The sequence below is a fragment of the Amycolatopsis decaplanina DSM 44594 genome, from assembly GCF_000342005.1.
GTDB lineage: Bacteria > Actinomycetota > Actinomycetes > Mycobacteriales > Pseudonocardiaceae > Amycolatopsis > Amycolatopsis decaplanina.
In genome coordinates, this window is sequence record NZ_AOHO01000019.1 from 45,472 (window position 1) to 60,080 (window position 14,609).

At 68.3% G+C, this 14,609-nt stretch carries 13 protein-coding genes; 5 read left to right on the forward strand and 8 right to left on the reverse strand.

The genetic code is table 11. From position 1 onward, the window contains the following. Nucleotides 1-8 precede the first annotated feature (8 nt). Nucleotides 9-431, forward strand: coding sequence for a DoxX family protein (locus H074_RS01380; protein WP_007028221.1), 423 nt, complete (start codon nt 9-11; stop codon nt 429-431). Between the two features lie 72 nt (nt 432-503). Here the strand turns inward: H074_RS01380 and H074_RS01385 are convergent, their stop codons facing one another. The 7 genes from H074_RS01385 to H074_RS01415 all read right to left on the reverse strand — a co-directional run bounded on the left by H074_RS01385 (nt 504) and on the right by H074_RS01415 (nt 7,144). Next, nucleotides 504-1,109, reverse strand: coding sequence for a GTP-binding protein (locus H074_RS01385; RefSeq protein WP_026466899.1), 606 nt, complete (start codon nt 1,107-1,109; stop codon nt 504-506). Then, entirely contained in the window at nt 1,090-1,461 is a 372-nt protein-coding gene (locus H074_RS01390; RefSeq protein ID WP_007028222.1) for a DUF742 domain-containing protein, read from the reverse strand. The genes H074_RS01385 and H074_RS01390 overlap by 20 nt, the downstream gene beginning before the upstream one ends. Then, a complete protein-coding gene (locus H074_RS01395) occupies nt 1,458-1,868 on the reverse strand; it encodes a roadblock/LC7 domain-containing protein (protein WP_007028223.1) in 411 nt (136 codons plus the stop codon). Before H074_RS01395 ends, H074_RS01390 begins: the two co-directional genes overlap by 4 nt. Further along, the gene (locus H074_RS01400) at nt 1,869-4,376 is read right to left on the reverse strand and encodes a sensor histidine kinase (protein ID WP_007028224.1); all 2,508 of its coding nucleotides are present in this window, start codon (nt 4,374-4,376) and stop codon (nt 1,869-1,871) included. A gap of 375 nt (nt 4,377-4,751) precedes the next feature. Next, nucleotides 4,752-5,102 (reverse strand): hypothetical protein, encoded by a 351-nt coding sequence (locus H074_RS01405; RefSeq protein ID WP_007028225.1) that lies wholly within the window; start codon nt 5,100-5,102, stop codon nt 4,752-4,754. Between the two features lie 229 nt (nt 5,103-5,331). After that, entirely contained in the window at nt 5,332-6,513 is a 1,182-nt protein-coding gene (locus H074_RS01410; RefSeq protein WP_007028226.1) for an aminotransferase class V-fold PLP-dependent enzyme, read from the reverse strand. Beyond that, nucleotides 6,497-7,144 carry a hypothetical protein gene (locus H074_RS01415; protein WP_007028227.1) on the reverse strand — a complete coding sequence of 216 codons (648 nt, stop codon included), beginning with the start codon at nt 7,142-7,144 and terminating at the stop codon, nt 6,497-6,499. The genes H074_RS01410 and H074_RS01415 overlap by 17 nt, the downstream gene beginning before the upstream one ends. A gap of 149 nt (nt 7,145-7,293) precedes the next feature. Between H074_RS01415 and H074_RS01420 the strand changes: the two genes are divergently transcribed. After that, nucleotides 7,294-9,159 carry an AMP-dependent synthetase/ligase gene (locus tag H074_RS01420; RefSeq protein ID WP_007028228.1) on the forward strand — a complete coding sequence of 622 codons (1,866 nt, stop codon included), beginning with the start codon at nt 7,294-7,296 and terminating at the stop codon, nt 9,157-9,159. A gap of 114 nt (nt 9,160-9,273) precedes the next feature. After that, a complete protein-coding gene (locus tag H074_RS01425; protein WP_007028229.1) occupies nt 9,274-9,930 on the forward strand; it encodes a maleylpyruvate isomerase N-terminal domain-containing protein in 657 nt (218 codons plus the stop codon). 185 nt (nt 9,931-10,115) lie between these two features. Here the strand turns inward: H074_RS01425 and H074_RS01430 are convergent, their stop codons facing one another. Then, nucleotides 10,116-11,009: an SDR family NAD(P)-dependent oxidoreductase gene (locus H074_RS01430; protein WP_039921251.1), complete on the reverse strand. Its 894-nt coding sequence runs from the start codon at nt 11,007-11,009 to the stop codon at nt 10,116-10,118. 371 nt (nt 11,010-11,380) lie between these two features. On the opposite strand from H074_RS01430, the gene H074_RS01435 reads away from it, so the two are divergent. Further along, the gene (locus H074_RS01435) at nt 11,381-12,595 is read left to right on the forward strand and encodes an MFS transporter (RefSeq protein ID WP_007028231.1); all 1,215 of its coding nucleotides are present in this window, start codon (nt 11,381-11,383) and stop codon (nt 12,593-12,595) included. Nucleotides 12,596-13,053: 458 nt separating this feature from the next. Then, on the forward strand, nt 13,054-14,493 hold the full coding sequence (locus tag H074_RS01440; RefSeq protein WP_007028232.1) for a GGDEF domain-containing protein: 1,440 nt from the start codon (nt 13,054-13,056) through the stop codon (nt 14,491-14,493). Nucleotides 14,494-14,609: the final 116 nt, after the last annotated feature.

Below are 14,609 nucleotides of genomic sequence, written 5' to 3' on the forward strand. Positions count from 1 at the left end.
GATGCGTCATGACCCAGACAGCCGCCGCCACGACCACCGAGGTCGGCCAGACCGCCAAATGGCAAGGGCTGGCCCTCTCCGTCGTCCGCGTAGTGGTCTCGTTCCTTTTCCTCTGCCACGGCCTGCAGAAGATGGGCTTCTTCGACAAGGCCGCCGTGCCGGTCGGCACCTGGCCCGGCTGGTACGCAGGGGTGATCGAAACGGTCGGCTCGCTGCTGATCCTGGCGGGCCTGTTCACCCGCCCGGTCGCGGTGCTGCTTTCGGGCACGATGGCGTACGCGTACTTCGTCGTGCACCAGCCCGACGCGTTGCTGCCGCTACAGAACAAAGGCGAGACGGCCGCCCTGTACTCCTGGATCTTCCTGCTGTTCGCGGTGGTCGGCCCGGGCACCTACGCGCTCGACACCCTGCGCCGGCGCCGCAAGTCCTGAATACGCGCAAGTACGTGAAGGCCCCCTTCATTGCGCCTAGCGCAATGAAGGGGGCCTTCACGTACTTCTGGGTCAGCGGCCCTGGGGCAGGCCGGCGGCCAGGTCGGACAACGCCAGCACGTGCTCCATCAGCACGGTCAGCACCTGCTTCGTCGACTCGCGTTCCCGCGCGTCGCACAGCAGCAGCGGGACGTCCATGCCGACGTCGAGCGCCTGCCGGACCTCCTCGGTGCCGTAGCGGTAGGCGTTGTCGAAGCAGTTGACGGCGACGACGAACGGCAGTCCGCGGCGCTCGAAGAAGTCCACGGCCGCGAAGCAGCTGTCGAGTCGTCTGGTGTCGGCCAGCACGACGGCGCCGAGCGCGCCTTCGGCCAGTTCGTCCCACATGAACCAGAACCGGTCCTGTCCCGGCGTGCCGAACAGGTACAGGATCAGCTCGGGATTGATGGTGATCCGGCCGAAGTCGAGGGCCACCGTGGTGGTCGTCTTCTTCTCGACACCGGTGAGGTCGTCGACGCCCTCGGACGCCGCGGTGATGACCTCCTCGGTGCGCAGCGGGGGAACCTCGCTGACCGAACCGACCATCGTGGTCTTACCGACCCCGAACCCGCCGGCGATGAGGACCTTGACCGCGTTCGCGGTCAAGGATCGCCGAGGCTCAGAGTTTCCGGATGCCATCAAGAACCGCCTGGAGTACGTGTTTGTTGGGGGTGTCGGTGACCGGGGTCGCGGTGCGGAACAGCACGAGATTCTGTTCGATGAGGTCGCTCAGCAGCACCTTCACCACCGGCAGTGGCAGATCGATGCGCGCGGCGACCTCCGCGACGGAGGTCGGTCTCTGGCACAGGTTGAGGATCCGCCCGTACTCCGGCTCGAAACCGGCCACCTCGTGCGCGCTGCGCATGGCGACCACCAGGGTGATCAGGTCGAGGCCAAGCGTGTCCGAGCGGGTGCGCCCGCCCGTGACGGCGTATGACCGGACCAGCGGCCCGGCCTCCTCCTCGAACCACGACTCGTGCCGCCCGCTCATGGCGACATGGGAGTCGCGGCGCGAGGCGCCGAAGTGAGCACCGCGCCGACCCGCTTGACCATCAGGTTCATCTCGTAGGCCACGAGGCCCATGTCCGCGTCCTCCTTCGCCAGCAGCGCGAGGCACGCGCCGCGGCCCGCCGCGGTGACGAACAGGAAGGCGTGGTCCATCTCGACCATGGTCTGGCGGACGTTGCCGCCGCCGAAATGCCGTCCCGTGCCCCGAGCGAGGCTCTGGAACGCCGACGCGACCGCGGACAGGTGCTCGCCGTCCTGCTCCGACAGGTTCCCGGACCGTCCGATGAGCAGGCCGTCGGCGGACAGGACTACCGCCCTGTCGGCACCGCTGACGCGCTTGACCAGGTCATCCAGCAACCAGTCGAGTTCACTGACTCCCGCGTTGGCCATCTAGTCACGATCTCCGTACATGTCGAGGTCGGTGTAATCGTCGGTGGGTTCGGTGTCCCGCCCGCGGCGCGTGCCCTGCTGGAACGCGGCGAGACGGTTCCTGGCCAGCTCGGGGGTGTCCTCGCGGACGTCCTCGCGCTGGGCGGCGGGCCGGTCCTCCATCAGCTGGGGGACCAGGTTCGCCTGACGACGGCGCTGCGGCAGCGGTGGCCTGCCGGGCGCCTCGGGGCCGGGCCGCCGGGTCTGCGGCGGACGGCCGTCCTGCGGCCGGGTGTCGGCGGGCGGCCACGCCGGCGGCTGCACCGGCTGCGGACGGCTCTCGGCACGTGCGGGTTCAGGGCGGATCGGCTCGGGCCGCGGCGTCTCCGGCCTGGGCACTCGCGGCGGACGCTGGGGCAGCGGCGGCAACGCGGCACCGGGCTGCTCCGGAGCCTGGTGCGCCTGCGGCTGAGGCTGGGGTGCCACCGGCATCGGCACGGGCAGTTCGGGCCGCTCCGGGGGGAACTCGGTGCGGTGGCGGGCACGACGGCCCGGGAGCAGCGGCGCGGCTTCCGGAACCTCGGTGCTCTCGGGATCCACCTCGTCCTCCGGCTGATCAGACGGGACCGGCGCGAGCAGGTCGGTGCGGACGAGCACGATGGCCCTGGTGCCGCCGTACGCGGACTCGCGCAGGTGCACGGAGATCCCGTGCCGCGCGGCGAGGCGCGCGACCACGAACAGGCCCAGCCGTGGCTCGGCTGACAGGGCCATGATGCCGAAATCCGGCGGATCGGCCAACATCGCGTTCAGCTCGGCGGCCTGTTCGGGCTCGATACCGAGGCCCTGGTCCTCGACCTCGATCACGACACCCTTGCCGACCACGTTGCCCCGCAGCTCGACGCGCGACTGCGGCGGCGAGAACGAGGTCGCGTTGTCGATCAGCTCGGCGAGCAGGTGCACGAGGTCGCCGACGACCGGGCCCTGCACCGCCATCGCGGGCATCTTCGCCGTCTTCACCCTGGCGAAGTCCTCGGTCTCGGCCGAGGCACCGCGAGTCAGCTCGGCCAGCGTCACCGGCTTGCGCCACTGACGGCCGGGCTGGCCGCCACCGAGGATGATCAGGTTCTCCGCGTTGCGACGGGCGCGGGTGGAGAGGTGGTCCAGCTGGAAGAGCGTGTCCAGCTGCTCCGGATCCTCCTGCTTGCGCTCGGCCTGGTCGAGCACCTTGAGCTGGCGGTGCACGATGACCTGGCTGCGGTGCGCGATGTTGAGGAACACCGTCTTGGTGCCCTCACGGGTCCTCGCCTCTTCGACGGCGGCCGCGATGGCGGTCTGCTGTGCCTTGTTGAAGGCCTCGGCGACCTGGCCGATCTCGTCGTCGCCGTGGTCGAGGAAGTGCCCCTTGTCGTCGAGGTCGACGGGTTCACCCGCCCGCACCCGGTCCACCAGTTCGGGCAGCCGGATCTCGGCGACGTCGAGGGTGTCCTCGCGCAGCCGGGCCAGCCGCCCGATGAGCCGGTTGGACAGCCGCAGGGCGATGACGAACACGCCGATCGCCACCAGCAGCGCGATGGCCGCGGCGATGGCCGAGGTGATCAGCGTCCGGTCGGCGTCGTCGACCGCCTGCGTCGTGGCCGTACCACTCTGCTCGACGAAGCCGCGCATCATCGCGTCGCTGACGCCGCGCGCGGCCTGCAGCCACGTCTGCTCGGGGATGGGGAGCGTGGCCTTGCTGTTCTGCAGGAAGGTGTTCTCGACCGTGTTGACGGCCTTCCACGGGTCGCTCGCGACGAGCTGGTCGAACTTCGCCTTGACGTCCGGGATCATCCGCGAGACCGACGACTCCAGCTGCGAACGGTAGGAACCGACCTCGGTGACGTAGGCGCGGTAAGTCTCGTCGGTGAAGCCGCCGCCCGCGACGGCCGCGGCGGCGAGGGCGTTCGCGCGCTGCATCTGGTCGATGGCGGTGAACAACGGGACCGCGGTGATCCGCTGGTAGGCGTTCTCGGCGCTCGGCGCGTCCTGGGCCAGACCGGTGAGACCCTCGACGAACTGATCGAGGATCTGGTTGTAGAAGGTGAAGGCGTCCAGCAGCGGGAGCTGACCGGAGTCGGCCGACTGCCGGATCTGCGGCGTCTTCTCGAGGAGCCCGTTCAGTGTCGCGATGTTGCGCTGCACGCTGTCGGGCGAGTCACCGATGAACTTCTGCAGATGCGCGGCGACGCCCTGGGCGGCGGCGTCGGTCTTGGCGCGCTGCTCGACAAGAGTGGCGTGCTGCGACCGGTCGCCGGCGAGCTCGCGCAGCGTCAGGCGGCGCTCTTCCTGTACCTGCACGAAGAAGGGGAGGGAAGGGGCTTCCGAGTCACGGATCCGCTGCGCGTAGTCACGGCCGTCGACCGCGTCGAAGATGAGGTACCCGCCGATCGCGAGACCGACCAGCATCAGCGCGATGCTCGGAATGAGCGCGATCGTCAGAACGCGCGAACGAATCGAAGAGCCGCGGCCTCGTCGAAGGGAATTCTGCTTCACCGTGGTCCGTTTTCCTTCCGGCAGTTTTTTGGTGTCGGGTCGCCGGGGATCTCATACCCGCGGGATCCGATAGCCGGATCAACACAGCGTGGTCCGCTCCGCCCGCGAAGACGCTAGGAGACCCAAACGGGTGAGTCAAGTCCGGACGCGAAGGGTAGTCGCGTATGGCCGTGACCAGCTGACGAGAGGTCGGCGGACCCCGAAAGTCCACCACGTGGACCTGGGCACCCCCGCCAAGTGACTCACCAGTAGATCACCTGGCGGTTTACCGCGGGCAGCGGCTTGATCGACCCTCTTCGGACTCGATCAAGTCACACCTCGGAGGCTTCGCATCCCAGGGAAAAAGTCGGTGAAAACTACACTTCGTGACCTCGCTCACGCTTTCGGACCAGGGCTCCACATACCGTTCGGTTTGCGAACGACATCACCGCGGAGGAACGCCGTCGTAACACCGTTCGATCCACGGAATCGAGATTTCCCGGCGCTTATCACCGGCGATTCGGCGAAATGATCTTCACCGAGGCGGCCGAGCTCGTCTTCGAGGAGGGCGTCGACCCTTCCCGACGCGTCCCGGAGCATCCGGACGCCCGCCCAGGACAACGTCGCCACCCCGCAGATCAGGATCGCGACGAGTACCGTCTCGACCGGGTATCGGGAGCCGAATTCGTTGAGCAGAAAACCGGAGGCGACACCACACACGGCGACTGCGGTATAGGTGAACGACACGATCCCTCCTTCTCCGGGCGCCGTGGCACGCGCCGTGCCGCTGAGACGAGCGACGCGGGTTTCCCTTACGCCACAGGGGAAGGATCTACGTCACACTCGCCGCGAGAGCGAACGTCGAGATTAACAGCGAATTCGCGACCGATCGCCGTGTCTCCCCCGCCGGGGCGAGGTGATCACCTATTTGCCACCGGCTACCGAATGGTGTTCACCGTTTTCGCCACTCCGAGTGTCATTTCCGGAGCTCCCGAAGCGTCGTGACGGCGCGGAGCACCTCACCGTAGGTGGTGTAGAGCGGTGCCAGCCCGAACCGCAGCACGTTGGGCGGGCGGAAGTCGCCGATCACCCCGCGGTCGATCAAGGCCGCCATCGTCTTGGCCGCGTCGTCGTCGATGACCGAGATCTGATGGCCGCGGTCTTCGCCACGCGGGGTCGGGATCGTCGCGCCGTCGAGGAGTTCGTCCGCGCACCGGAAGAAGAACCCGCCGAGCGCGAGGCCCTTCTCGCGCAGCAGCCCGCGATCCACGCCGTCCCAGACGTCGAGGGCCGCGTCCAGCGCGAGCAGCGAAAGGATGTCGGGTGTGCCCGCGCGGCCACGCGCGATGCCGGCGTGCGCCTCGTACGCGCCACGCATCGCGAACGGGTCGCGGTCGCCTGCCCAGCCCGCCAGCGGCTGCTCGAACCGGTCCAGCCATTTCGTTGCCACGTAAAGGAAAGCGGGCGACCCGGGGCCGCCGTTGAGGAATTTGTAGGTGCAGCCGACGGCGAGGTCCACGCCAGCCCCGTCGAGTTCGACCGGAAGCGCGCCGACGCTGTGGCAGAGATCCCAGAGCGCCAGTGCTCCGGCGCCGTGCAACGCCGCGGTCAGCGTGGCCATGTCGTGGGCGCGCCCGGTGACGTAGTCGACGTGGTTGATCAGCGCGACGGCCGTCCGCTCGCTCACCTGGGCCGGCATGTCCTCGGCGACGACGCGGCGCACCGTGCGCCCGGTCAGCCGGGCGGCCTCGTCGGCGATGTAACCGTCTGTCGGGAAGGTGTCCGCGTCGACGAGGATCTCGTCGCGACCGGGATTGAGGCGGGTCGCGGCGATCAGCGCCTTGAACAGGTCCACACTGGTCGAATCCGCCACGACGATCTGTCCCGGCGCGGCGCCCACCAGCGGCGCGATCCGCTCGCCGACCCGCACCGGTGCCTCCCACCAGCCCTCCGACCAGGACCGGATGAGCCGCCCGCCCCATTGCTCGCGGACGACCGCGGCGAGACGTTCGGCCACGTGCTTCGGCGGCGCGCCCAGCGAGTTGCCGTCGAAATAGGCGATATCCGCGTCGAGATCGAATTCGTTTCGCTTGTGCGCCAAGGGATCGGCCGCGTCCAGCGCCGCGGCCTCGGCTACGAGGTCAGTCACGGCGACCATCGTCGGCGAGAGTGTTCCAGAAGTCCAGTTCGTACGCCTGGAAAAGCCGAGCGTGGGTCCGAGCGTCCTTTTCGGACAATTGCCCGGCGTCGAGCGCGGCCTGCACGGCCCGGACGGCCAGTTCCTCGAGTTCCGGCGACGGCGTGCCGAAGAAGTCGAAGAAGGCACACGCCTCGTCGTCGAAGCCGTACCGCTCACGCATCGCGGCGGCGATCGCGGCGCAGTACCGGCCGAAGGCGGCGAAGTTGGCGACGATCGCCACGATGACGTCCGCCGGTTCGCCGTTGAGCGCCAGCCAGGCGACGAACGCCGGATACGCCTGGCATCCCGCGCGCGGCTCGAAACCGGGCGATTCCTCGGCGAGCGCCGCCAGTTTGCCGAGCGCCAGCCCCTCACCCGAAGCCAAGGCCGCGAAGAACTCCCGCGCGTTCCGCTCCCGCGCACGCGCCGCGAGATGAAGGAAAGCGCGCCAATCGCTGCGGACGATCCGGTACTCCTCCGCGGCGATCGCGGCGAAGACCTCCCGTGCCGCCTCACCCGCCTCGACCAACGGGACGAGCCTGTTCTCGCCGTCGCGGGGTGCGAGTTCCGCCTGGACCGCGTCGATCAACTCGCGTGCCGAACCGGTCATCGTCAGAGCTCCTCCTTGTTCGGGGCTGACGCGGTGAAAACGGAAAAGGTGGACATTTCGCGTAACGCGACCGTGGCCGCGATTCTCTATCCACCACTGCCGACAGCCCTTACAGTGTGCCTGATCAGGCAGCATCGAGGAGGCCAGCGTTGACCACCCAGCCGACCGTCGCCGAGCAGATCGAAGGCCAGACCATCCCCGCCCTGCTTCACCGCAACGCCCAGGAGTTCGGTGACCTGCCGGCGGTCACGTCACTCGACATCGAGGGCAAGCCGACCCTGAACTGGGCCGAATTCCGCACCGCCATCGCGCAGGTTTCCCGAGGGCTCGCCGGACTCGGGCTCGGCGTCCGCGACCGGATGCTGATCATGGCGCCGAGCAGTCCCGAACACCTGATCGCCGACCTCGCCGCGGCCCATCTCGGCGCGATCCCCTGCACCGCGTACGCGACGCTCAGCCCGGAGCAGATCGGGTTCGTCGCCCGGCACAGCGCCGCCGGCGTCGTCGTCCTCGCCGGTGCCGACGAACTCGGCCGCTGGTCGCAGGTCCTCGACGACCTGCCCGCGCTGCGGCACGTCGTCCTGCTCGACGCGTCCGTGGTCCCCCCGGACGACAAGCGATTCCTGTCGTTCGCCGATCTGCGCGCGGCCGGCGCCGAAGCGCACGCGGCCGACCCGGAGGCGTTCGAGACGGCGTGGTCCGCGATCACCCCGGACGACCCGCTGTCGATGATCTACACCTCCGGCACCACCGGCGATCCCAAGGGTGTCGTGCTGTCGCACCGCAACGCGATCTACCAGGCCGTCGCCGTCCAGAAGCTGCACGACTCCCCGATGCACGCCACGAATATCGCGTACCTGCCGCTCGCGCACATCGCCGAACGCGAACTGTCGATCTACATGCCGATCGTGTGGGCCGGGCACGTGCACACCGTCGGCGACCCGTCGGGCGTCGTCGGCGCGCTGGGCCAGGTGCACCCGAAGAGCTTCTTCGGCGTCCCGCGGGTGTGGGAGAAGATGGTGGCCGGCCTGAAGAACCTGCTCGGCTCGCTGCCGGAAGAGAAGCGGAACGGCCTGATCGGCGCGAACGAACTACTGCAGCAGGGCTACAGACTGCGCAGTGACGGCAAGGAGGTGCCGCCGGAACTCGCGGAGAAGATCGCGCGGACCGACGCGGCCGCGCTCGCGCCGGTGCGGGCGATGCTGGGCCTCGACCAGATCGAGGTCGCCTCCAGCGGCGCCGCCGCGCTGCCGGTGGAGATCCTCTACTTCATCGCCGGGCTCGGCGTCGAGATCCAGGAGGTCTGGGGACTGTCCGAGACCACCGGCGCGGTCACCTCGAACACGCCGTCGGCGTTCAAGGCCGGTTCGGTCGGCCGCCCGCTGGAGGGCATCGAGGTGAAGGTCGCCGAGGACGGCGAACTCCTCGTCCGCGGCGCGATCGTGTTCCTCGGCTACCTGCAGGCGGACGGCACGATCAAGCCGGACGTCGACGCCGACGGCTGGCTCGCCACCGGCGACATCGGGACGATCGACGAACGCGGCTTCGTCACGATCACCGACCGCAAGAAGGAACTGATCATCACCTCGAGCGGCAAGAACATCGCCCCGACGAAGATCGAAGGACTGCTCAAGGAACACCCGCTGATCGGGCAGGCCGTCGCGATCGGCGAAAAACGGCCGTACGTCACGGCGCTGATCGTCATCGACGACGAGATCGCGCCGGGCTGGGCGACCGCGAACGGCATCCAGCTCGCCGAAGGCGAATCGTTCGCCGACAACGCGGAGGTCCGCGCGGAGATCGAGAAGGCCGTCGAGGCGGCGAACGCGCGGCTGGCCAGGATCGAGCAGATCAAGCGGTACCACGTGATCCCCAAGGCGTGGACGCCGGAAAGCGGCGAGGTGACCCCGACTTTGAAACTGAAGCGGCGGATCATCAACGACCGGTACGCGCCGACGATCGCGGACCTGTACGCGGCCGCTGCTCCGGAACCCGCTCCAGCCGCCGGTTCCTGAAGTACATGAAGGCCCCCTTCCTTGCGCCTAGGTACAGGAAGGGGGCCTTCATGTACTTCTGCCCCGCCGTGAAAGGAGTCGCCGCCAGAGTGCCACCGCTGCTAACTTGCCGCCGTGGATCTCTTTTCCCGCTCTTGGGCGGCGCTCCTCGCCACCGTCGCCGAAACCCCCGACGAAGACTTCGCCCAGCCGTCCGGCTGCGCCGGCTGGCTGGTGCGGGACCTGGTGTGTCACCTGGTGATCGACGCCCAGGACGTCCTGATCACCCTCGCCACTCCCGCCGAAACGGAACCCACGCGCGACGCGGTCACCTATTGGGAGGTCGCCGACAAGCCGCCCACCGGCGAGGACGACCTCGACGCGCTGATCGTGCGGCTCGCCGCCGCGTACCAGGAGCCGCGGTTGCTCAAGTTCCATCTCGACGACGTCGGTTCCGCCGCGGGCCGGGCCGCCGGCCTCGCCGACCCGGGGCTGCGGGTCGCCACCCGAGACATCGTCCTGACCGCGGGCGACTTCCTCTCCGCGTACGTTCTGGAATGGACGCTGCACCACCTCGACCTCGTCGCGCATCTCCCGCACCTCGACGGCCCAGCCGCCGACAGCCTCGCCAAGACGCGTCAGATCCTGGAGCAGCGCACCGGGGAGATGTTCCCGGCGTCGTTCTCCGACACGGACGCGCTGCTGCTCGGCACCGGCCGCCGTCAGCCGACAGACGCCGAGAAGGCCGAACTCGGCGACCTGGCCGCGAAGCTGCCGTTCGTCGTCGGCTAGACCGGACGACACGTGTGACTGGACGGACGACACACGTGATCAGGCGGCGAACTCGCGTGCTTGGGGACGGGACTCGCGTGACTGGAGGCGGAACACACGAGTTCCGCCTCCAGTCACGTGGGTTCGCCGCCTGATCACGCGAGTTCCATCCCCGATCACGCGTGTCGTCCGTCTGACCACGCGTGTCAGGCGGTCCGGGTCGACTCCGTCCACTTGCGCAGCCGGGGTGGCACACGCTTTTCGAGGCCGTAGTTCTCCAGGTGCGCGCTGAAGACCTCGTCGAAGGCGCGCTGCACGGTCTCGGTGTCCCACACCGGCCGCTCGAGGATGGGCTGTTTCAGATACGGCTGCCCCATGACGTGCAGCTGCGGCCCGTTGCAGCGGATCATCTGCCCGGTGATCCCGTCGGATCCGGCGCCGAGCAGGAAGAGCACGACCGGCGCGATCTTGGACGGCGTCCGGTCCGGCGGGCAGGCTCGCAACGACCGTTCCGACTTCCACACCATCCGGGTGTGCGCGAGCGGGCAGACCGCGTTCACCCGGATCCCGCTCTCCTCCAGGTCGAGCGCCCACGAGTAGGTCAGCGAAGCGACGGCGCCCTTGCTGGCGGCGTACACGCCGAGTTTGCGCTGCCCGAGCGACGCCCCGGACGAGATGTTGACGATCGATCCCGGCTTGCCCCGCGCCACCATCGCCTTGATCGCGGCCAGCCCGGTGTACATGACGCCGAGGATGTTCACCTCGACCAGTTCGCGGGCTTGCTCGACGTCGTCCTCCCACGGCAGCGCCTCGTAGTTCAGGGCCGCGTTGTTGACCAGCCCGTCGATCGCGCCGAACTCGGCGAGACAGAGGTCGACGATCTCCTGCGCCTGCATCGGATCCGCGACGCTGTGCCCGCTGGCGACCGCCCTCCCACCGAACCGGCGGATGTTCTCCGTCGTCCGCTCGGCCAGCCGGGCGTCGATGTCGTTGACCACGACGGCCCCGCCCGCCCTCGCCACGTGCACCGCGAACGCCTCGCCGAGCCCCCGCCCCGCCCCGGTCACGACGACAGCCTTGTCGTCGAGCAAACCGTTCATCGCCTTCACCCCTTTGACCCAGCCGGCCTCCACCTCCAGACCGGTCTCTACTCAGTGTTGGCCCATTCAGTCCAACCGGAACTCCGGCGGCGGCGAACGGCCGCCGGGCTGCGCCGAGCGAGGGTGGCGCGATCGGCGCGCGGATACCCGCGGGCGAGTCAGGCCGACGTCACCCACCGGTCAGACGGCGTAGCCCGAACGGCCCAACAGGGGAAGGATTGCCCTGTCTTCTGTTCGTCTCCCTGTAGCCAGAGGCATACTGAACGTTGTCCGGCGGGACGACAACTGTGACTCCCTCGTCGATCACTTAACACGGCAGGCAAGAATGCGAGGGAAGTAAGTTCACCCGATCGGGGGGAGGTGGTCACGCAGTGAAGATGAACGCGGCGCCGCGGATGACCGCCGCCCTGGCGAACCGCGAGTTCCGCGCGCTCTGGCTCGCCGAGGTGCAGTCCCTCATCGGGGACCAGCTCACCATCGTCGCCTTGGCCATCCTCGTCTACGACCGGACAGGCTCCGCGCTGCTCTCCGCGGTGGTCTACTCCCTGACCTTCCTGCCCGCGCTGGCCGGCGGTCTCGGCCTCTCCCAGCTGGCCGACCGATTCCCGAGGCGCACCGTCCTCGTCGTCTCGTCCCTGATCCAAGGCGTGCTGATCGCGATCATGGCGATCCCCGGCGCCCCGCTCGCCCTGCTGTGCGGGCTGGTGGTGCTGGCGCGGCTCGCGAACGCTCCCGGCAACGCGGCGCAGAACGCGCTGACCCGCGAGGTGTTCACCGACGACGACCTCTACCTCAAGAGCCAGGACATCCGTGGCATCTCGACCAACACCGCCATGCTGCTCGGCCTGGCGGGCGGCGGTCTGCTGGTGTCGCAGGTCGGGGCGAGCTGGGCACTGGCGCTGGACGCCGCGACGTTCCTGCTGAGCGCGGCCGTGGTCCGCTTCTCCGTCTCCCGGCGGGCGGCGGCGTCCGACGGCAACGGCAGCTGGTTCGGCGCGGTCAAGCAGGTTTTCGGCAATCGTCACCTGCGGGTGCTGGTCTGGTTCTCGTGGCTGGTCGGCCTGGCCGTCGTCCCCGAAGGACTCGCCGCGCCGCTCGCCGCGGAGATGGGCGTGGGCAAACAGGCCGTCGGCTGGCTGCTGGCAGCCGATCCACTGGGGTTCGTGATCGGGGCCTTCCTGCTGTCCCGGTTCGTCTCCGCGGAGCAACGACGGAAGCTGCTCGGCGTGCTGGCGGCACTACCGATGGTCGCGCTGATCGCCTTCGCGCTCAAACCGGGATTGATCCCGGCGTTACTCCTGCTGGCCGCGGCGGGTGCCGCGGGGGCGTACCTGATCACGGTGAGCGCGACGTTCATCACCTGGGTGCCGAACGAGCTCCGGGGCGGTGCGGGTGGGGTGTACCGCACGGGGTTGCGGGTGGCTCAAGGAATAGGGGCGGGACTCGGCGGGCTCGCCGCCGATCGGCTCGGGGCGGCGACCTCGGCCATCGCGCTGGCAGGCGTGATCGGCCTGCTGCTGGCCGTACTGGTCGCGCTCAGCTGGGGACACATCAACGGATCCAGCCCGGAACCGTTGCTGTCATGAGGAATCCACACTGGACGACCCCTGGGGCGGCACGGCCGCCCGGTGGGTTCGTACTCGGAAAGTTCGACGGGACACTGCTTCGGCACTCCTGCCTTCGACACCAGGGTCTTCGGCACATGGGCGAAAAGAAACGACTCTCGATCAGAAGTCACGGCTCGACACTGTCAGACACCTCCCGGCCACCTCGTTGCTGCGAACTAATACCTTGTCCGGGCTCAGAAGTCACGACTGGACACTATCCGTCACCCCTTCCGCGACGCGTCTCGAAAAACATTCAGCCGCCAAGATCAGAAATCACGGGACACGATTGCCACCTCCGGTCCGTGTTCGCGGGCACCCTTGCCGGTGTCGGACAACTGATGCGATGGGATGATACCGGCCGTGGAATACGAACGGTGTATCAGTCGGTACCGGTGAGATTACTCAGCCGTGCCCTCCGCGCGGAAAAGAGGTAGCAATTGCCAGCCGAGACCGGTGACCGCCGCCAGCACGGTGACGGCACCGGCGACCTTGACGACGCGACGACGGCCGCCGCGGAGAGCGGTGTACCGGTGACCGAACGCGGGCAGGCAAGCCCGGAAGGTGATCAGGCCGGACCGCCGGTGCGCCACCCCTACGATCCCAGGGCGTGGGCGTTGTGGCAGCGGCCGAAGCGATTCATCGCGTTCCTTTTCGCGATGGAGGCCGTCGGAATAGCGATCATGGTCGTCGCGACGATGAATTCCACGAATCCGGGAAGAACGGACTGGGTTCGTTTCGCGATTCTCGCCGTCGGCGCCACCGCGCATATTCAGCTCACTCAGCGGCAAGAGGAAAGGCGGCGCGACCGGAGCCGCACCTTCCTCATCGACCTCACTGCGGTATGGACATTTCCGGCCGCGGTCATCCTGCCGCTTTCACTTACGCTTTCCATCATCGCGATCGTGCGAATCCAGCATTGGTTCATCGCGCGGCGGCCCGCCCACAACTTCGTGTTCTCGTCGGTCACCCACGGCGTTTCGGTGACACTGGCGTCGCTCACCTTCGCCGCGTTCGGACCGCATGAATGGGGACGGATTTCCGGCTGGGAAACCCTCGGCGAGTTCGGTGCCCTGATCGTCACCGGGATGGTCTTCGAAGCGGTGCAGATCGCCTACATCGGCGGCATCCTCGCGATCGGCTCGCCGAAGCGGCCGTCGATGTCGACCGTGCTCGGCAACGCGGCGGACAACCTGCTGGAGGCCATCACTATCGGCCTCGGCGCGGTCACCGCGGTGCTGCTGTTGATCATGCCGCCGATGGTGATCGTGATGGCCGTGGTGACGGTGGTGTTCAATCGCCTCGCCGAGATCGACCAACTGCAAAACGACGCGCGGACGGACCCGAAAACCGGTGTTCTGAACATGCGCGGATGGTCGGAGTCGGCCGATCGGGCGCTCGGAAGGACTGCCCGATCGGACGACAACCTGGCACTTCTGATGATTGATCTCGACCACTTCAAGTGGATTAACGACACATACGGACACCCGGCGGGCGACGACGTCCTCCGCGATGTGGCGCGGAAATTGGACGAGGTCACCCGGCCCGCCGACGTCATCGGCCGGTTCGGCGGCGAGGAATTCCTCGTACTCCTGCCGGATATCGACGAAACGGCGGCCAAACTCGCCGCCGAGCGAGTGCGCAGTGCCATCGCCGAACTGCACATAGTGACTACCGACAAAAGGGGCAGCAGGGTGACCATCTCGGGCCGCACCGCCTCCATCGGCGCGGCCCTGTTCCCCCGTCACGGTGAATCCCTGGAGGAACTCCTGCACGCCTCCGACGCCGCCGTCTACGTGGCCAAGGAGAACGGCCGGAACCAGGTGCGCTTCGCCCAGGACGTGGAGCGGCCCGCACCTCCGCCCGCCGTCGAGGGCTGAAAGCGTCCTTCACCTCGTCGCATGCGACGAAGGGACCCTTCACCGCGTCGCATGCGGTGAAAGCGTCTTTCAGCCCCGCCCTCAGGGACAACCGGTGGGTGAACCCGGGGGTTATC